The following is a 19,327-nucleotide window of genomic DNA, read 5'->3' as shown; positions in this document are numbered from 1 at the left end:
GCCCTCAACCCAGATGCCGCGCCAGCATCGGCCCGATCGCATTGACCACGCCGCGCGGCAGCTTGCGCCAGGTTTCGATGGCCTTGGCGTACTTCGGGTTGTTCGGGTTGTTCTGGGGCACGCTGTCGCGGGTGAACAGGCTGTATTCGTAGTGCAGCGGCGCCGGCTCGAAGCCCCAGTTCTTCTTGAAGTCGAACGAACCGGTGCCGCGCTTGGAGCGGCCGTAATCGAACACCTTGAGCCCGCGTTCGCAGGCGCGGCGCATCAGCTCCCAGTACTTGAAGTCGTTGGCCGCCAGGTCGCGCGCGTCGGTCAGGTCGCCCGCGTAGTACGGCAGCACCTCGTCGCGGAAATAGAACGACAGCACGCCAGACACCGCCTTGCCCTGCTCGCTCACGATGGTGAGCATCTCGCAGTCGTCGCCGAACACCCGGTGCAGCGCCTGGAAATAGCGGCGCGACTGCGGCGGCGTGCCGTGGCGGTGCTGGTTGTCGGCGTACAGCTCGAAGAAGCGGTCGGTGCTGGTGTCGATCTCGCTGCGCAGGTTGCGCTGGATGCCCTTGCGCACCATGGCGCGCTGCTTGCGCGGAATGGCCAGCATGTTGGCCTCCACTTCAGGCAGCAGTTCCTTGCGGAAGGTGACGTACAGGTCCTGCCGCGGCCATTCGGGTTCGGCCGCCTCGCGGTTGCGCAGCTCCAGGTGCGACACGCCCAGCTCGCGGCCGAGTTCCACCGCTGCCTGGTGCAGCGCCTTGGTCGCTGCTTCTTCGGTGGCTGCGGCGCCGCCGTACACGGCAAAGGGCAGCGACACCAGCGAATGCCCGAACAGCAGGCTCTTCAACTGCACCAGCGGCAGCACACCGACGATCTGCTGGCCGCGTTCGGCCAGCAGGTAGTGCGTGCGGTGGCGGAACACGTCTTCGTAGACGTCGCGCCAGCCGATGCGGTGGAAGAACGTGGCCTGCGGGCAGGCGTAGACGAAACGCTCCCAGCGTTCGCGGTCGCCGTCGCGGTAGGGCCGCACGGAGAGGCCGGCGGTGGCGGAAGAAGGCAGGTCCACGAGGTTCACGAGGCGTTGTGCTTCAGGTTGAAGACCTCGTCCATGCGGCCCCAGGAAAAGTCGCCGAGCAGGCGGTCGAGGCGGGCTTCGGTCTTGTGCAGGTTGACGTAGTGGCGAAAGCGCGTCTTGAGGCTGGTGCCGGGCACGCGCGGCTGCTCGGGGTCGATCTCCCACGGGTGCATGTAGAAGATTGCCGGGCGCCGGTCGATGCGGTTGACGCGCTGGATCGCCCAGCGGCTGAGCTCGTAGGGCGCGAGGCGGAAGTAGCCGCCGCCGCCGGCCGGCAGGTTGCGGCCGAGCAGCCGCGTCGTGGTGACCGGCACCTCGGTGAGGCCGGGCCGGGCGCTGTATGCAAAGCGAGGCGCGTCCGGCATGCCGTAGTGGTCGTGCTGCACCGGGTAGACGCTGGAGCTGTAGCGGTAGCCCGCCTCCTGCAGCACGTCGAAGGCCCAGGGGTTGCCGTAGCCGATGGAAAAGCTCGGCGCCCGGTAGCCGAGCACCGGCTGGCCGGCGATGTCTTCGAGCAGCGACTTGGCGCGCCGGATGTCGTCCAGGAATTCGTCGCGGCTCTGGTCGCTGGCGCGCAGGTGGCCGTAGCCGTGGCTGGCGAGTTCGTGGCCGCCGGCCACGATGTCGCGCACGAGCTGCGGGTAGCGCTCGGCGATCCAGCCCAGCGTGAAGAAGGTGGCGCGGGCGCCCCGGCGTTCGAACAGCGCGAGAAGCCGCTGCACGTTGCGTTCGACACGGCAGGGCCGCGAGTCCCATGAAGCGCGGTCGATCACCGGCGCCAGCGCGGAGACCTGGAAGTAGTCCTCCACGTCGACGGTGAGCGCGTTCATGACGGCTGCCGGCTTCATGCCGACTCGCCCTTCCTGCGTGCCGAGGCCGCGGGCAGCCACTGCGCCAGATGCGCGGCGATGCGCTCGGCGGCGTGGCCGTCCCACAGCTCGGGCGTGCGGCCGCGCTTGCCGCCGGTCTGCAGGATGTCGTCGATGAGATGCAGGATCAGCGACAGGTCGCGCGGCACCAGGGTGTTGGTGCCGTGCTCCACCGTGATGGGCCGCTCGGTATTGGGCCGCATCGTGAGGCACGGCACGCCCAGCGCGGTGGTTTCTTCCTGCACGCCGCCGGAGTCGGTGAGCGCGAGCCTGGCGCGGCTGAGCAGCCCCACCATCTCGAGATAGCCCTGCGGCGGCAGGCAGGCGATGCGCACGCCTTCCAGCTTGGAAGCCAGCCCCAGGCGCTCGATGTTGGCGCGGGTGCGCGGGTGGATCGGCCACACCAGCGGCAGCCGCGTGCTGACCACGCGCAGGATGTCGAGCAGCTCCGCCAGGTTGGCCGGGTCGTCCACGTTCGAAGGCCGATGCATGGTGACCACGCCGAAGCCGTTCGGGTCGGCCAGCAGGCTTGCGTCGGCGCCTTCTCGGGCCAGCGTCTGCTCGGGAGGCACCGCCTTCTTCATGGCCGACTGCAGCGAGTCGATCATGAGGTTGCCGACGAAGTGCGCGCGCTCGGGCGCGATGCCTTCATGCGCGAGGTTGTCGTGAGCGGTGCGCTCGGTCGTGTACAGCAGGTCGGCGATCTGGTCGGTGACGACGCGATTGATCTCTTCGGGCATGCCCCGGTCGAAGCTGCGCAGGCCCGCTTCCACGTGCACCACCGGCACGTGGAGCTTGGCAGCGACGAGGGTGCAGGCCATGGTGGAATTCACGTCACCCACGACGATGACGCAGGAAGGTTTCGTCTCGGTGACCACAGGCTCGAAACGCTTCATCACCTCGGCCGTCTGCACCGCATGCGAGCCCGAGCCGACTTCGAGGTTCACGTCGGGCGCCGGCAGCTCGAGGTCGGCGAACAGGCGGTCGTTGAGCGCGAAGTCGTAGTGCTGGCCGGTGTGCACCAGCATCGCCTTGGGCAGGCCCGCCTGCGCACCGAAGGCCCGCAGCAGCGGTGCCATCTTCATGTAGTTGGGGCGTGCGCCCACCACGCAGATCAACGGGCCAAGCTTGTTTTGATCAGTCATGTTGCTCATTTCGATGTGCTGCCGTCGGCTGGCACGCAAAGGGGGTTGAACAGGTACCTCGCACCGCAATGCGGCCGCTTCAGAACGTGTGGTCCAGCCCCGCGAAGACGGCGGTTTCGTCACCACCCAGGATGACGTTGGAACCGAGCTTGCGGTAGCGGGCGCCGCCGAAGGCGCTGGTCTGCCGCGAAGCCTGCGTGGTGAACCGCAGCGACGCCTCGGCCTGCCTCGTGTTGTCGTTGCCCACCGCCTCGAGTGCACGGATGCGGCTGTAGTCCATCGACAGCATCACGGTAGACAACCGCGTCAGCCGATGGCTCAGGATGAGGGTCGCGCCGTGCTGCTTGTTGTTGTTGAGGGTCGGGTCGGGGCCGAGGCCGGTGCGGGGCAGCGCATCTTCGGTGCGCCAGCTGTAGCCGGTGAGCGTGATGGAGCTGCGCGGCCCGATGTAGCCGACGGTGACGTTGCGGCTGTTGACGATGGACAGGCGCTGCGAGTAGATGGTGACCGGGCTCGTGGTGGTGGCAGGCAGGCCGTAGCGGGCCATGGCCTCGCGCACAGCACGCTCGCGGGCCGCCCCGGTCAGCTCGGCCGGCAGCAGCGCATTGATGAGCGCTGCCACGTTGCCGCCGGCCGGCAGCGCGAACAGCAGCTGCGGCGCCGTCTCGACGGTGCGCGAGAACGACATGTTCCAGGCCAGCCGCGAGATCCGGTGGTCGAACGCCACGCGCCAGCTCGTCCCGAAGAAGCGCTCCTCGCCGAAGGCGGTGAGCAGGGTCCGTTCGGTGGGCCGCCAGCGCAGCTGCGCACCGTAGATGGTGTTGTCCTGTTCGTCGCCGGCGAGGAAGCTGTCGCGTTCGTAGCCGGCGCGAAGCCCGAGCGAGAGCTCCGGCCCGACCGCGAAGTTGAGGCTGGCGCGCGCCAGGTCGATCTCCTGCGGCGGCTGCGCGCTGTCGTCGTAGCGCGTCTCGGTGCGCTCGGCCTCGAGCCGCCAGCCGAAGGGCACCGGGTCGTGCTCGATGTAGCCGACGTGGTGGCCGAAGTAGCCGGTGGCCGACGAGGCTGCCAGGCCGAAGGTGGAGCCGTTGTCGCTGGTCTTGACGTTGTCGCTGCGCAGGCCGTAGCGCAGGTCGGGCGTGGCGGCTCGCTCGATGTACGGGCTCAGCCGCGTGACCCGGGTGGTGATCGTGTTGCCGGTCGGGGTGTCGGGGTTGGCCGGCGTGCCGAACGGGTCTTCGCTCGTCTGCAGCACGCGCACGCCGGCATCGATGAAGAAGAAGCGCTCGATGGCCTCCAGGTTGGCGGTGAGGCTGACCTCGGGCAGCACCCGGTCGGGCTGCGTGCCGTTCGCATAGGTGACCGCGTTGAGCTGGGCGGACCCGGCCACGCGCAGCCGCCCGCCTTCGCGGAACAGCGAGATCCGCGGACGCACCGCCAGCACGGTGTCGTCCTGCCCTTCGGTCACGCCCAGGGCCGAGTTGTTGGTCCAGGTGAGCTGCGACGAGACGGCCGCCTCGGCGTTCCAGGTCTGCGCGAGGGCGGGTGCCGCGGCCAGGCAGCCCGGCACCAGCACCGTTGCCAGGCGCAGCGCCGGGCCGCAGCGGCGCTGCCGGCGCAGGGCCCGCCGCGAAGCCCGGTCAGTCTTCGAGCGGTCCGTAGTAACCATGGTAGGAGCCGACTTCGGAGCGGCTGGTCTTGTTGAGCAGCGTCATCACCACCGGACAGGCCTCGATGGTCGCCAGGGCCTGCGCCACCGAGCGCTGCGGCGTGCGGTCGGCCTCGACGACCATGATGACCTGCCCCATGCGCGAAGCGAGCACGCGCGACTCGGTGGAGGGCAGCAAGGGGGGGGCATCGAACACCACGATGCGATCGGGGTAGCGCGTGGACAGCTCGCCGAGCAGCTTGTCCATCGCCCCGCTGGCCAGCAGCTCGGTGGCGCGCCCCTGGGGCTTGCCCGCAGGCAGCAGCGACAGCTTTTCGAGGTTGGTGCGCAGCATCACCTCGCTCATGTCCATGCCGGGGTCGGTCAGCACGTCGAGCAGGCCGGCCGACTGCGGCAGTCCGAGTCGGCTGAGCACCGAAGGCCGGGCCACGTCGGCGTCGACCAGCAGCACGGTGGTGTCGAGTTCCATGGCCAGGCTGATCGCCAGGTTGACCGCGACGAAGGTCTTGCCTTCGCCGGGCAGCGAGCTGGTCACCATGATGAGGTTGGCATCCTTGACCGGCGCGGCCGACTCGCCATGCACGTTGGTCAGCAGCGGACGCTTGATGACGCGGAACTCGTCCGCGATCTGGAGCCGCGGTGCATCGGGCACCAGGTAGCCCATGGCCGCCAGCCGGGCGAGGTCGATCTCGACCTTGCGCGAATGGGCGGTCGGCTCCGGCCGAGGCTGCGCGGTCACCTCGCGCACCACCGGTCGCTGCACGGCCGGATGGCGTACCGCCGGCGGCACCGCCTGCGCCGGCCCTGCCGACCGTGGCGATACCGAGGACACGTCGACCCCGCTGCGGCGCAACTCCTCCAGGCGACGCGCAGCTTGTTCAATGATGCTCACTGCTGCTGCTCCTCAAAGCTCAAACGCGCGCATGCATCGACATCCAGACGATCCAGGCCGCATACACCGTGATGAGCCCGCCGAGCGCCAGGACGAATGCAGATCCGTTGCGGCGCGCATGGCGCACCATTTCTTCGGTCTTGAAGATCGACACCGTGCCGAGCGTGGGGCGATCGGTCAGTGCGCGCAGCACGCGCGTGCTGCTGAACGAAGGCATGAGCTGCACCGCCAGGAAGGTGGCCGCCACACCGGCCATCAGCGACGCCAGCAGTGCGATCGGCGCCAGCCCCATGCGATTGGGAAACACCGGCTTGTCGGCGGTGCGCGGCGGCTCGATCACGCGGAACTGGGCCAGGCGGGTGTTGTCGACCTCCTCGGACATCGACGCCTTTTCGCGCTGGGCCACCAGCGCCTCGTAGTTGCGGCGCACCACGTCGTAGTCGCGGTTGAGCTGGGCGAGTTCGGCCTCGACCTGCGGCACCCGGTTCGCGGTGGAGCGCAACTGGGCGAGCCGGCCCTGGGTGTCGCTCAGGCGCACGCGCAGCGCGGCCACGTTGGCCTCGGCCTCGGCGAACGCCAGCTTGACCTGCTGCATCACCGGATTGGACTGCGGCACGCTGCGGGTCTTGTTCTCGGCCGCGCGCTTGCGCGCGGCTTCCATCTCCTGTTCCTTCTGCTGCTCGAGCCGCTCGATCAGCCGCTTGGTGGAAACGACGTCCGGATGCAGCTCGGTGAAGCGGCGCAGCAGTTCATCGAGCTGGCGGCGCTGCGCGTCGATGCGGGCGTCGATCTCGGGGGTGGAAATGGTGGAGCCTTGCGCCGGCAGCTCCGGCAGCAGCGACACGGTTTCGCCCGAGAGCTCGCGCTTGATGGCGTCGCGCGACTGTTCGGCGGCCCGCAGCTCGAGCTGGAGCTTGCCCACCTCTTCGGTCAGCGCCGAGATGCGGGCGAAATAGTCGCGCCCGCCGGTGTCGGTGATCTCGAGGTTGCGGAGCTTGAACTCCTTCAGCCGGTTCTCGGCTTCGGTGAGCCGGGCCTCGTAGGTGTGGATCTGCTGGTCGATGAAGCCTCGGGCCGCCTCGGTGTCACGCATCTTGGCGCCCAGGTCGGATTCGACGAACAGCGCCACCAGGTTCTCGACCACCTGGCGCGCCTGCACCGGGCTGGTGTCGCGATAGGTGAAGCTGAACACGTTGTCGCGGCCGCTGCCGGTGAGCTTGATCTCGCGGATCAGCCGGTCCACCATGACGTCGCGGTCGACCTGCGACATGCCCGGCGTCTCGAGCTTGGCCTTGCGCATGAGCAGCTCGATGTTGGGCCGGGTGATGAGCGTGCGCGCCAGCAGGCCGATGGTCTGGTCGATGTCGGGCTCGACGGCGAGGTCGCGCATCAGCGGCTTGAGCACGCTCTTCGAATCGACGTAGACGCGCGCATGCGCCTCGTAGCGGTCGGGCATGCGCAGCAGCATCACGGCGGCGACCATGCCGATGAGCCAGGCCACCAGCACCCCCAGCCAGCGCCGGCGCCACATGCCGCGCGCGGTGGCCATGACCTGGGCGATGAGTTCTTCCATGGTGATGTGTGCTCGGGAGCTGCCGCCGGATCAGAACCAGCCCTGCGGGATGATGACCACGTCGCCCGGGCGCACCTCGACGTTGGCCGAGATGTCGCCGCGCTTGATGAGGTCCTTCAGGCGCAGGCGGTACTGCTTGCCGTCTTCCTTGCCACGCACGAGCACCGCGCCGTTGCCGTCGGCGAAGTCGGTGAGGCCGCCCACCTGGATCATCACGTCGAGCATGGTCATGTTCTGGCGGTACGGAATGGCCTGCGGCCGCGCGGCTTCGCCGATGATGCGGATCTGCTCGCTGGCCGCGCCCTGGAAGCCGGTGACGACGACCGTGACCACCGGGTCGCGCGTGTACTTGCTCAGCGCCTTCTCTATGTCGCGGGCCAGGTCCTTGGGGCTGCGGCCGATGGCCGGCAGGTCTTCGACCAGCGGCGTCGAGATATGGCCGTCGGGGCGAACCGGCACCGACAACGACAGCTCGGGGTTGCGCCACACGATGATGTTCACCACGTCGAGCGGACCGATGAGGTAGCGGTAGTCGGTGGTGGCCGCCGACACCGGCGCCGGCGGATAGTTGTTGGAGGCGCAGCCGGCCAGGACGAGCATGGCGGTGCAGACGCCGAGGCAGCTGAGCAGTTCTTTGACGAAGCGGGTGGCGGCGTTCAGTGCCATGGAATCCTCCAGTCTCAGTTCAGGGGTGCCCCGGTGGCGCAAGCCTCGTCTGCCATTCGTGCGAGGCGGCAATCAAAGCAGGGCGAGGACCGTCATGAACCGGATCGCTGCGGCACGCAGGATTTGCGTCAACCACTGCAGCACCCGACCCAGCCAACGGAACGAAGAATACGCAAAGGAGCCTTGAAAGTAATGACCCCGAACGAGGGGGGTCGCAGGGGGATTCGCGGGGCGTTGCGGGGGATCCGCGGGCACTGCGGTGTGTCTTTAGGCACTGCCGCCCGAGCCCGGGAACAGGGCCGCGTCTCACGCTGCCCCAAGGTCACGAAGCGCGCTTCGGCTCAGGCCGCAGGCGCGCGCCCGTAGGTGTCCTCGAAGCGCACGATGTCGTCCTCGCCGAGGTAGGAGCCCGACTGCACCTCGATGATCTCCAGCGGCATCTTGCCCGGGTTGGCCAGGCGATGCACCTCGCCGAGCGGGATGTAGGTGCTCTGGTTCTCGGTCAGCAGGATCTTCCTGTCGCCGTTGGTGACTTCGGCGGTGCCCGAGACGACGATCCAGTGCTCGGCGCGGTGGTGATGCATCTGCAGGCTCAGGCTCGCGCCCGGGTTCACCAGGATGCGCTTGACCTGGAAGCGCGGGCCGGCGTCGATGCTGTCGTACCAGCCCCAGGGCCGGTGCACCTTGCGATGCAGCGTCTGCTCGCCGCGGTGCTGCGCATGCAGGCGCTCCACCACCTTCTTCACTTCCTGGCTGCGCGAACGGTCGCTGACCATCACCGCGTCGGGCGTCTCGACCACGACCACGTCGTCGAGGCCCACCACGCTGACCAGCCGGCTGGTGGCATGCACCAGCGCGTTGCGGCTGTCCTGCAGCAGCACGTCGCCCACGCTGGCATTGCCGGCGGCGTCCTTCGTGGCCACCTGCCACACCGCGTCCCAGGCGCCCAGGTCGTTCCAGCCGGCGGCCAGGCTCACCATGCGGATGTCGAAGTCGCTGCCGGGGCAGCGCTCCATCACCGCATAGTCGACCGACTCGGACGGCACCGCGGCGAATTCGCTCTTGCCCGGGCGCACGAACTTCGCGTCGCTGCTGCGCGCGGCCCAGGCGGTGCGCGTGGCGGCCGCGATGTCCGGGCGGAAGGCTTCGAGCGCGGCCAGCCACACCGAGGCCTTGAGCACGAACATGCCGCTGTTCCAGCAGTAGTCGCCTTCGGCCAGGTACCGCTGTGCGGTGGCAAGGTCGGGCTTCTCGACGAACTGAGCGACCCTGGCCACGCCCCGTTCGCTGGCGGTGCTGCGGATGTACCCGTAGCCGGTCTCGGGCCGGTCGGGCGTGATGCCGAGGATCACGATGGAGCCGCCCGCGGCCACCTGCACGGCCGACTGCAGCGAGGCGGTGAAGGCAGCGGCGTCGGTCACGGTCTGGTCGGCCGGGGCCACCACCATCACCGGATCGGCACCGTCCTCGATCGCCTGCAGTGCGGCCAGCGTGAGCGCCGGCGCGGTGTTGCGGCCGAAAGGCTCCAGCAGCAGCGCGGCCGGATCGAGCCGCAGCTCGCGCAGCTGGTCGAGCACGAGGAAGCGGTGCTCCTCGTTGCCCACCACCAGCGGCGCGCCGACGGCGAAGTCGCCGCCGCCCAGGCCGGCCAGGCGGCCCACCGCCTGCTGGAACAGGCTCTGGTTGCCCGAGAGCACGAGAAACTGCTTCGGATAGCCCGCGCGCGACAGCGGCCACAGCCGCGTGCCGCTGCCACCGGCCATCACGACGGGGAGGACTTGGAGTTTCATGCAGTGGTGCCGCCGACCCGAGGGCCCGCTCAGTGCGCGCCTTCGCGGAACAGCACCACCGTCACGGTCTCGATCAGCACCAGCAGGTCGAGGAACAGCGAGTTGTTCTTGACGTAGTAGAGGTCGAACTGGTGCTTGCGACGTGCGTCTTCGACCGAAGCGCCGTAGCTGTAGCGCACCTGCGCCCAGCCGGTGACACCGGGCTTGATGGAATGGCGCAGGTCGTAGAACGGGATCTGTTCCTTGAGCTGCTTCACGAAGGAAGGCCGCTCGGGGCGCGGCCCCACCATGCTCATCTCGCCCTTGAGCACGCTGATGAGCTGCGGCAGCTCGTCGATGCGGGTCTTGCGGATGAAGGCGCCCACGCGGGTGACGCGCGCATCGTTCTTGGTGGCCCACACGGCCACGCCGTCCTTCTCGGCATCGGTGCCCATGCTGCGGAACTTCAGGCACATGAAGGTCTGGCCGCCCAGGCCGACGCGCTCCTGGCGGTAGATCACCGGGCCGCGGCTGTCGAGCTTGATCGCGATGGCGGTGAGCAGCATCAGCGGCGAGGCCAGCAGCAGCAGGGCGGCCGAAGTGACGATGTCGAACGCGCGCTTGGCGGCGCGTCGGGCGCGGCCCTGCACGAAGCCGTCGCCGTAGACGAGCCAGCTGCCCTTCAGGCTGTCGATCGGCACCTCGGCCTTGACCTGCTCGTAGAAGCCGGCGAAGTCCATGATGCGCACGCCGCGGATGCGGCAGGCCAGCAGCTGATCCATCGGCACGATGCCGCCGCGCTGCTCGCGGGCCGCGACGATGATCTCGCTGATGTTGTGGCGGCGCACCACCTGCTCGAGCTCGGTGTTGCGGTCGAACATGCGCATGCCCTTGAGCACCGACTCGCTGCCGGGCTTGACCGACGTGGGGTACACGCCCACGACGCGGCGGTAGGCACGGCTGCCCGGCGCACCCAGTCCTTCGAGCACGTTGGCGGCTTCGCCTGCGCTGCCCACGATGAGCACGCGGCGCGCGCCCATGGCGCGGCGCACGCCCCAGGCAGTGCCGCGCACCAGCACCAGCCCGGCCGAGACGTACAGCAGCGCATAGCCCACCAGCTGGGCCGGGTGGCCCTGGTAGTCGACCGCCTTGAGCGCGAGGTAGATGAAGTAGCCGCCCAGCAGGAAGGCCACGCCCAGCCGGCCCACCACCGACAGTGCCGACAGGTGGGTGTGGCGGTACAGGCCGACGAACGAATACAGCAGCGCCATCACCAGCGCGAACGAGGCCGCCGGCATCAGCACGTTGGGCATCGTCAGCAGGGCGGCGAAGTCGAAGGCATGGCCGCGCGGCGCCAGCTCGAGCGACGCGGCGGCCAGCAGCACGGCCAGGAAGCACAGCAGTGCGTCCGCGAAGAGATCGCGAAAGGTCGAGAGAGATTCTTGGTTCTGGAAGACGCGGAACATCGGTGTTTCCCTCCGCACAGGGCCCCCGAGAACTGGCGAGCCGTGCACCTCAGATTCGTGTGCAACAAACGCAACGAATTCTCGACACCGGATGTGACGCCACAACCCTCCATGTACGGGGCACCCCGTGTTTGAGGGGGCGTTCTTAACGCCGCAAAAGCCGCAGTTCCTGTGCGCTATGTCACAAAAACAGCCCACGAACCAGCGGGCGCCGCGGATCCGGCTTCAGTCAGCACTTCAAGCCAAGGTGAAGCGCCACCACGCCGCCGGTCATGTTGTGCACGTCCACGTGACCGAAGCCGGCGGTCTTCATCATGGCCTTGAGTTCGGCCTGGCCGGGGTGCATGCGGATCGACTCGGCCAGGTAGCGATAGCTGTCGGCGTCGCCGGCCACCCATTGGCCGATGCGGGGCAGCACCTGGAACGAGTACCAGTCGTAGGCCTTTTCCAGCGGCTTGGCGACCTTCGAGAACTCGAGCACCAGCAGGCGCCCGCCCGGCTTGAGCACCCGGCACATCTCCTTGAGTGCGAGGTCCTTGTGCGTCATGTTGCGCAAGCCGAAGGCGACGGTGACGATGTCGAAGCTGTCGCTCGCGAACGGCAGCTGTTCGGCATCGCACAGGGAAGTGGGCAGCACCAGGCCTTCGTCGGTGAGGCGGTCCCGGCCGGTCTTGAGCATCGCCTCGTTGATGTCGGTGTGCACCACCATGCCGCCGGGAGCCACCCGCCTGGCAAAGGCGCGGGCCAGGTCGCCGGTGCCGCCGGCGATGTCGAGCACGCGCTGGCCGGGCCGTGCGCCCGACACCGCCACCGTGTAGGCCTTCCACAGGCGGTGCAGGCCCATGGACATGAGGTCGTTCATGACGTCGTACTTCGGCGCCACCGAGTCGAACACGCCGCGCACGCGCGAGGCCTTCTGGGATTCGTCGACGGTCTCGAAACCGAAGTGGGTGTTGCTCATCGGAAGGTCCTCAATGGTGGTGGCCGCAGCCGGCCGCCGGCGGCGCCATCGGCGCGTCGCGGTCCAGGCCGGCCTCGGCGAGCCGCGCCAGGTAGTCCTGCCAGAGCTTGTCCTGCTCGGCACCCAGGCGGTACAGGTATTCCCACGAAAAGATGCCCGACGCGTGGCCGTCGCTGAACACCGGCTTGATGCCGTAGTGCCCGACCGGCTCCACCGCGTCGATGCCGACATTGCGCTTGCCGGTCTGCAGGGTTTCCTGGCCCGGGCCGTGGCCCTGCACTTCTGCCGACGGCGAGTACACGCGCAGCAGCTCGAACGGGATGCGAAAGCGCGCGCCGTCGGAGAAGTCGACTTCGAGCAGGCGCGACTGCTGGTGCACCGTGAGCGCGGTGGGCGTGGGGGTGTCCTTGGTGAGGCCGGCCATGTTGTGCTCCTCAGAAGGCGGCCAGCGCCGCGCGCAGGCGGGCGTCGAGGTCGGGCAAGGCCAGCGGCAGCCGGGCCGCGGCGCCGCCTTCGACCACACGCTGCGCCGCGCCCCACACCGGCTGCGGGAAGTGGCTGTCCCAGTCGAAGCGGGCAATCACGTGCCAGTGCAGATGCGGCACCACGTTGCCCAGGCTCGCGAGGTTGACCTTGGTGGGCGAGAGCGCCTCGCGCAGCACCCGCTCGACGGCACACACCACCTCGAGGCACAGCCTGCGGTCGGCCTCGCCCAGGTCGGTGAATTCGGCGACGTGGGCGTTCCACACCACGCGGTAGAAGGCCGGGAAGTTCGCATCCGCCGCGCGGATGACCCGCCAGCGGTCGGCCCGGTGGATCAGCTCACCGCCGGGTTGTTCGCAGAGTTCGCAGCCGGCCATCGCGCTACACCAGCACCCGTTCGATGCCGCCGGCATTGGCGCGCGCCACGTACTCGGGCATCCAGTTCTCGCCGAGGATCTTGCGGGCCATCTCGACCACGATGTAGTCGGCCTCGAGCAGGCCGTTGTTGAGGTCGCCGGCATAGCGCGACAGGCCCTGCAGGCAGCTGGGGCAGGACGTGAGGATCTTCACGTCAGCCTGTTCGGCGACCGCGCCGCTCGCCTTCAGCGCGGCCTCGCCGCGCTTGAGCTCCTCGGCCTTGCGGAAGCGCACCTGCGTGGCGATGTCGGGCCGCGTCACGCCGAAGGTGCCGCTCTCGCCGCAGCAGCGCTCGCTCTTTTGCACCTGCTCGCCTACCAGCGCCTTCACCGTCTTCATCGGCTCCTGCAGCTTCATCGGGCTGTGGCAGGGGTCGTGGTAGAGGTAGGCCCCCTTGCCCTCGAGCCTGAGTCCCTTCTCGAGCAGGTACTCGTGGATGTCGATGATGCGGCAGCCGGGGAAGATCTTGTCGAATTCGTAGCCCTGCAGCTGGTCGTAGCAGGTGCCGCAGCTCACCACCACCGTCTTGATGTCGAGGTAGTTCAGCGTGTTGGCCACCCGGTGGAACAGCACGCGGTTGTCGGTGATGATCTTCTCGGCCTTGTCGAACTGGCCGCTGCCACGCTGCGGGTAGCCGCAGCACAGGTAGCCCGGCGGCAGCACGGTCTGCACGCCGGCATGCCAGAGCATCGCCTGCGTGGCCAGGCCCACCTGCGAGAACAGGCGCTCCGAGCCGCAGCCGGGGAAGTAGAACACCGCCTCGGTGTCGGCCGTGGTCCTGGCCGGGTCGCGGATGATGGGGACGTAGTCCTTGTCCTCGATGTCGAGCAGCGCGCGCGCGGTGCGCGTGGGCAGGCCGCCCGGCAGCTTCTTGTTGACGAAGTGGATCACCTGCGCCTTCACCGGCGCGGGGCCCACCGTGGCCGGCGGCCTGGCGGCCTGCTGGTTGGCCAGGCCGCGCAGCAGGTTGTTGGCCAGGCGTTGCGCCTTGAAGCCCACGCCCACCATGGCCGAGCGCATCAGCTTGATGGTCTCGGGGTTGGTGGCGTTCAAGAAGAACATGGCGGCCGCATTGCCGGGACGCAGGCTCTTCTGCCCCATCTTGCGCAGCAGGTTGCGCATGTTCATCGACACGTCGCCGAAGTCGATCTTCACCGGGCAGGGCGAGGCGCACTTGTGGCAGACCGTGCAGTGGTCGGCCACGTCCTCGAACTCTTCCCAGTGCTTGATGCTCACGCCGCGGCGGGTCTGTTCCTCGTACAGGAAGGCCTCGACGAGCAGCGAGGTGGCGAGGATCTTGTTGCGCGGGCTGTACAGCAGGTTGGCCCGGGGCACGTGGGTCGCGCACACCGGCTTGCACTTGCCGCAGCGCAGGCAGTCCTTCACCGAATCGGCGATCGCGCCGATGTCGCTCTGCTGCATGATCAGCGACTCGTGCCCCATGAGGCCGAAGCTGGGCGTGTAGGCATGCGTCAGGTCGGCCGCCTGCACGTCGTCGCCCAGGTGGCTGCCGTCGCGCAGCAGCTTGCCCTTGTTGAAGCGGCCTTCCGGGTCGACGCGCCGCTTGTAGTCGGCGAAGTCGCGGATCTCGTCGTCGCTCAGGAATTCGAGCTTGGTGATGCCGATGCCGTGTTCGCCGGAGATCACGCCGTTCAGGCTGCGCGCCAGCTTCATGATGCGTGCCACGGCCTCGTGCGCCGTCTGCAGCATCTCGTAGTTGTCGGAGTTGACCGGGATGTTGGTGTGCACGTTGCCGTCGCCGGCATGCATGTGCAGCGCCACCCACACGCGCCCGCGCAGCACTTCCTTGTGGATGCGCCGGGCCTCGGTGACGATGGGCGCGAAGGCGGCGCCGGCGAAGATCTGCTGCAGCGCCTTGAGCACCTGCGTCTTCCACGAGGCGCGCAGCGAGTGGTCCTGCAGCTGATCGAAGTAGCTGGTGCCGGTGTCGGCCTGCTTCTCGTCGAGGTGGGCGAGCCAGTGCTGCCACAGCGCGCGGGTTTCGCGCACCACCGCCAGCGCCTGCTGCACGCGGTCTTCGAGCAGCTCGGCGCTCGGAATCTCGCCGGCGTCGTCGCTCTTGCCCAGCGGCAGGTTGCCGGCGGCGAAGAAGTGCTCCAGGCGGTCGAGCAGCTGCAGCTTGTTGCGCAGGGACAGCTCGATGTTGATGCGCTCGATGCCGTTGGTGTACTCGCCCATGCGCGGCAGCGGGATCACCACGTCTTCGTTGATCTTGAAGGCGTTGGTGTGCCGGCTGATCGCGGCGGTGCGCTTGCGGTCGAGCCAGAACTTCTTGCGCGCATCGGCCGACACGGCGGTGAAGCCCTCGCCGCTGCGCGAATTGGAGATGCGCACCACCTCGGCCGCGGCACGCGCCACCGCATCCGGGTCGTCGCCGGCGATGTCGCCGATCAGCACCATCTTGGGCAGCGTGCCCCGCTTGCTCTTGGTGGCATAACCCACCGCCTTCAGGTAGCGGTCGTCCAGGTGCTCCAGGCCGGCCAGGATGGCGCCTCCGCGCTTCTGCTCCTCGAACATGAAGTCCTTGATCTCGACGATCGAGGGCACGGCGTCCTTCGCATTGCCGAAGAACTCCAGGCAGACGGTGCGGGTGTGCGCCGGCATGCGGTGCACCACCCAGCGGGCGCTGGTGATGAGGCCGTCGCAGCCCTCCTTCTGGATGCCGGGCAGGCCCGCGAGGAACTTGTCGGTGACGTCCTTGCCCAGGCCTTCCTTGCGGAAGGTGCGGCCGGGCACTTCGAGCCGCTCGGTGCGTTCGAGCTTCTTGCCCGAGGCGTCGAAGTAGCGCAGCTCGAAGCGGGCCACCTCCGCGTCGTGGATCTTGCCCAGGTTGTGGTCGAGCCTCACCACTTCGAGCCACTTGGCCTCGGGCGTCACCATGCGCCAGGAAGCCAGGTTGTCGAGCGCGGTGCCCCACAGCACCGCCTTCTTGCCGCCCGCGTTCATCGCGATGTTGCCACCGATGCAGGAGGCCTCGGCCGAGGTCGGGTCCACCGCGAACACGAAGCCCGCGCGCTCGGCCGCGTCGGCCACGCGTTGCGTCACCACACCGGCTTCGGTCCAGATGGTGGGCACGTCGCGGTCGATGCCGGGCAGGCGCACCATCTCGACCTCGGTCATCGCCTCGAGCTTTTCGGTGTTGATGACCGCGCTCTTCCAGGTGAGCGGAATGGCGCCGCCGGTGTAGCCGGTGCCGCCCCCGCGCGGAATGATGGTGAGGCCCAGCTCGATGCAGCCCTTGACCAGCGCGGCCATCTCGGCCTCGGTGTCGGGCGTGAGCACCACGAACGGGTATTCGACCCGCCAGTCGGTCGCGTCGGTCACGTGGGAGACGCGCGACAGGCCATCGAACTTGATGTTGTCCTTCGCCGTGTGCCTGCCCAGCAGCCGCCGCGTGCGCTGGCGCAGCCCGGCGATCTCCTTGAACTGGCTGGCGAACTTCTCGACCGCCGAGCCGGCCTGCGCAAGCAGCTCGCCGACGATGGCGTCGCGGGCGCCGTCGACCTGCGGCGTGCGGCGCTTTTCCACCTCGGCCAGGCGATGGTGCAGCGCCTCGATCAGCAGCTGGCGGCGCTTCGGGTTGTCCAGCAGGTCGTCCTGCAGGTAGGGGTTGCGCTGCACCACCCAGATGTCGCCCAGCACCTCGTAGAGCATGCGGGCCGAGCGGCCGGTGCGGCGCTCGGTGCGCAGCTGGTTCAGCACTTCCCAGGCATGGGGGCTGAGCAGCCGCATCACGATCTCGCGATCGGAGAACGAGGTGTAGTTGTACGGGATCTCGCGCAGCCGGGGCGCTTCGGTGTCGGTGTCGGCCGTCGTTGCGGCAGCGATCTGGGTCAGCGGGAGCGGTGCGTTCATGGGCTCCAGGCGCGCCGTGTGGGGAGGGAATCGTCTTGCCGCGCGCCCGAGGGGCGATCGTACCGCAGGCCCGCGCCGCGACGTGGAGGCGCCACCCGACGCCGGTCCCGGGCGCGCCACTCTTGTCACGACGGGTTATCCCGGTTGCCCGCAGGCGCCCTCCATGCCAGAAACGCCCCTGTCACAAACCAGCCCTAGCCTCGCGGGTTTGCTCGGAGATCCCGGGCAGCCTTTTTTCGGAGAAGTCATGAAGCACAAGACGCTCGCTCTCGCCGCCGCTGCCCTGGCGGCCCTCGCCTCGGCACCCGCGTACGCCCAGACCGAAATCCAGTGGTGGCACTCGATGACCGGCGGCCTGAACGACTGGGTGGTCGACCTCGCCAACGGCTTCAACGCCAGCCAGAAGGACTACAAGGTCGTGCCCACCTACAAGGGCACCTACGACGAGTCGATGACCGCCTCGATCGCCGCCTTCCGCGCCGGCAATGCGCCGCACATCCTGCAGGTCTACGAGGTGGGCACCGCCACGATGATGGCCGCCAAGGGCGCGGTGGTGCCGGTGGGCAAGGTGCTCGCCGACGCCGGCTACAAGTTCGACCCCAAGGGCTACATCCCGGCGGTGGTGGGCTACTACACCGCCCCCAACGGCCAGATGCTGAGCTTCCCGCTCAACAGCTCGACCACCGTGCTCAACTACAACAAGGACGCCTTCCGCAAGGCCGGCCTCGACCCCAGCAAGCCGCCCGCCACCTGGCCGGAGCTGGTGTCGGCCGCCGCCAAGCTCAAGGCCTCCGGCGTCGCCTGCCCGTTCACCACCAGCTGGCAGGGCTGGACGCAGCTCGAGAGCTTCTCGACCTGGCACAACACGCTGTTCGCGTCGCAGAACAACGGCTTCGGCGGCACCAGCGCGCGGCTGCAGTTCAACAGCCCGCTGCATGTGCGGCACATCGAGAACCTGTCGAACATGGCCAAGCAGGGCCTGTTCCACTACCGCGGTCGCGGCAACAAGGGCGACGCGCCGTTCTACAGCGGCGAATGCGCCATGGCCACCGCCAGCTCGAGCACCTACGCCACCATCAAGAAGAACGCCAAGTTCGACTTCGGCATCGCCCCCCTGCCCTACTACCCCGACGTGCCCGGCGCGCCGCAGAACACCATCATCGGCGGCGCTTCGCTGTGGGTCATGGCGGGCAAGAAGCCGGCCGAGTACAAGGGCGTCGCGGCCTTCTTCAACTACCTCACCAACCCCGAGATCCAGGCCCAGAGCCACCAGCGCACCGGCTACCTGCCGATCACGCTGGCGTCGTTCGCGCTGACCGAAAAGTCCGGCTTCTACAAGGACAACCCGGGCACCGACACGGCGGTCAACCAGATGATCCGCAAGACCACCGACAAGTCGCGCGGCGTGCGCCTGGGCAACTTCAACCAGATCCGCGCCATCGTCGACGAGGAGCTGGAGCTGGTGTGGTCGGGCAAGAAGACCGCCAAGGAGGCGCTCGACACCGCGGTGAAGCGCGGCAACGAGCAGCTCGAGCGCTTCGAGAAGGCCAACAAGGGCTGAGGTCGGCAACTTGACGGTCGAAAAACGAGTCCGCTTCCGGAGCTGGTGGCTGCCCTGGGCGCTGCTGGCGCCGCAGGTGACGGTGATCGCGGTGTTCTTCTTCTGGCCGGCCGGCCAGGCGCTGCTGCAGTCGCTGCAGCAGCAGGACGCCTTCGGCGCCAGCGTCGAGTGGGTGGGGCTGGACAACTTCCGCCGCCTGCTCGACGACGAGAGCTACCTGTCGTCGTTCAAGACGACGGCACTGTTCTCGGTGCTGGTGGCCGTGCTCGGGCTGTCGGTGTCGCTCGCACTCGCGGTCTTCGCCGACCGCGTGCTGCGCGGCGCCGGCCTCTACAAGACGCTGCTGATCTGGCCCTATGCGGTGGCGCCGGCGGTGGCCGGCGTGCTGTGGCTGTTCCTGTTCGCGCCGTCCATCGGCGTGGTGAGCTACGCCCTGCGGCAGTTCGGCTTCGAATGGAACCACCTGCTCGACAGCGGCCAGGCGATGGCGCTGATCGTCTTTGCGGCGGTGTGGAAGCAGATCTCCTACAACTTCCTGTTCTTCCTGGCCGGGCTGCAGAGCATCCCGAAGAGCCTGATCGAGGCGGCCGCCATCGACGGCGCCGGCCCCTGGCGGCGCTTCTGGACCATCGTCTTCCCGCTGCTGTCGCCCACCACCTTCTTCCTGCTGGTGATCAACGTCGTCTACGCCTTCTTCGACACCTTCGCGATCGTCGACGCAGCCACCGAGGGCGGCCCGGGCAAGGACACGGCGATCCTGGTCTACAAGGTCTACTACGACGGCTTCAAGGCGCTCGACCTGGGCGGCAGCGCCGCGCAGAGCGTGGTGCTCATGGTGATCGTGGTCGCGCTCACGGTGGTCCAGTTCCGGTATGTCGAACGCAAGGTGAACTACTGAAGTGAAACCCCCATTC

The 19,327-nt window shown here is 68.3% G+C and carries 15 protein-coding genes; 2 read left to right on the top strand and 13 right to left on the bottom strand.

Annotated features, from left to right (window positions below):
* Positions 1-4 precede the first annotated feature (4 nt).
* From E8D38_RS16705 to E8D38_RS16645, 13 genes are all read right to left on the bottom strand, one after another.
* Positions 5-1,024 carry a FemAB family XrtA/PEP-CTERM system-associated protein gene (locus tag E8D38_RS16705; protein WP_219851776.1) on the bottom strand — a complete coding sequence of 340 codons (1,020 nt, stop codon included), beginning with the start codon at positions 1,022-1,024 and terminating at the stop codon, positions 5-7.
* 41 nt (positions 1,025-1,065) lie between these two features.
* Positions 1,066-1,917: an XrtA system polysaccharide deacetylase gene (locus tag E8D38_RS16700; protein ID WP_140633315.1), complete on the bottom strand. Its 852-nt coding sequence runs from the start codon at positions 1,915-1,917 to the stop codon at positions 1,066-1,068.
* Positions 1,914-3,083 (bottom strand): non-hydrolyzing UDP-N-acetylglucosamine 2-epimerase, encoded by a 1,170-nt coding sequence (wecB, locus tag E8D38_RS16695; protein WP_140633312.1) that lies wholly within the window; start codon positions 3,081-3,083, stop codon positions 1,914-1,916. Before wecB ends, E8D38_RS16700 begins: the two co-directional genes overlap by 4 nt.
* Positions 3,084-3,162: 79 nt before the next feature.
* Positions 3,163-4,749, bottom strand: coding sequence for a TIGR03016 family PEP-CTERM system-associated outer membrane protein (locus E8D38_RS16690; RefSeq protein WP_140633309.1), 1,587 nt, complete (start codon positions 4,747-4,749; stop codon positions 3,163-3,165).
* On the bottom strand, positions 4,721-5,641 hold the full coding sequence (locus E8D38_RS16685) for an XrtA-associated tyrosine autokinase (protein ID WP_140633306.1): 921 nt from the start codon (positions 5,639-5,641) through the stop codon (positions 4,721-4,723). The genes E8D38_RS16690 and E8D38_RS16685 overlap by 29 nt, the downstream gene beginning before the upstream one ends.
* A 19-nt stretch (positions 5,642-5,660) precedes the next feature.
* Complete coding sequence (locus tag E8D38_RS16680; protein WP_140633303.1) at positions 5,661-7,214, bottom strand: XrtA system polysaccharide chain length determinant; 1,554 nt, start codon at positions 7,212-7,214, stop codon at positions 5,661-5,663.
* A gap of 30 nt (positions 7,215-7,244) precedes the next feature.
* The gene (locus E8D38_RS16675; protein ID WP_140633300.1) at positions 7,245-7,880 is read right to left on the bottom strand and encodes an XrtA/PEP-CTERM system exopolysaccharide export protein; all 636 of its coding nucleotides are present in this window, start codon (positions 7,878-7,880) and stop codon (positions 7,245-7,247) included.
* Positions 7,881-8,221: 341 nt separating this feature from the next.
* Positions 8,222-9,670: a mannose-1-phosphate guanylyltransferase/mannose-6-phosphate isomerase gene (locus tag E8D38_RS16670; protein ID WP_140633297.1), complete on the bottom strand. Its 1,449-nt coding sequence runs from the start codon at positions 9,668-9,670 to the stop codon at positions 8,222-8,224.
* A 29-nt stretch (positions 9,671-9,699) separates the two neighbouring features.
* A complete protein-coding gene (locus E8D38_RS16665; protein ID WP_140633294.1) occupies positions 9,700-11,115 on the bottom strand; it encodes a TIGR03013 family XrtA/PEP-CTERM system glycosyltransferase in 1,416 nt (471 codons plus the stop codon).
* A 229-nt stretch (positions 11,116-11,344) separates the two neighbouring features.
* Complete coding sequence (gene ubiE, locus E8D38_RS16660) at positions 11,345-12,076, bottom strand: bifunctional demethylmenaquinone methyltransferase/2-methoxy-6-polyprenyl-1,4-benzoquinol methylase UbiE (protein ID WP_140633291.1); 732 nt, start codon at positions 12,074-12,076, stop codon at positions 11,345-11,347.
* A gap of 10 nt (positions 12,077-12,086) precedes the next feature.
* Positions 12,087-12,500 (bottom strand): gamma-butyrobetaine hydroxylase family protein, encoded by a 414-nt coding sequence (locus E8D38_RS16655; RefSeq protein WP_140633288.1) that lies wholly within the window; start codon positions 12,498-12,500, stop codon positions 12,087-12,089.
* A 10-nt stretch (positions 12,501-12,510) separates the two neighbouring features.
* On the bottom strand, positions 12,511-12,936 hold the full coding sequence (locus E8D38_RS16650; RefSeq protein ID WP_140633285.1) for an HIT family protein: 426 nt from the start codon (positions 12,934-12,936) through the stop codon (positions 12,511-12,513).
* Positions 12,937-12,940: 4 nt separating this feature from the next.
* A complete protein-coding gene (locus E8D38_RS16645; protein WP_140633282.1) occupies positions 12,941-16,852 on the bottom strand; it encodes a DUF3683 domain-containing protein in 3,912 nt (1,303 codons plus the stop codon).
* A gap of 247 nt (positions 16,853-17,099) precedes the next feature.
* Here E8D38_RS16645 and ugpB point away from each other — a divergent pair, with 247 nt between their 5' ends.
* Positions 17,100-18,413, top strand: a complete 1,314-nt coding sequence (ugpB, locus tag E8D38_RS16640) for a sn-glycerol-3-phosphate ABC transporter substrate-binding protein UgpB (protein WP_140633279.1) — start codon at positions 17,100-17,102, stop codon at positions 18,411-18,413.
* A gap of 10 nt (positions 18,414-18,423) precedes the next feature.
* The gene (gene ugpA, locus E8D38_RS16635) at positions 18,424-19,311 is read left to right on the top strand and encodes a sn-glycerol-3-phosphate ABC transporter permease UgpA (protein WP_140633276.1); all 888 of its coding nucleotides are present in this window, start codon (positions 18,424-18,426) and stop codon (positions 19,309-19,311) included.
* The last annotated feature ends 16 nt before the right edge of the window (positions 19,312-19,327 follow it).

Source organism: Methylibium rhizosphaerae, assembly GCF_006386545.1.
Taxonomy (GTDB): Bacteria; Pseudomonadota; Gammaproteobacteria; order Burkholderiales; family Burkholderiaceae_C; genus Pseudorivibacter; species Pseudorivibacter rhizosphaerae.
The sequence above is the reverse complement of the archived record's forward strand: the minus strand, read 5'-3'. Positions and strand labels throughout refer to the sequence as shown.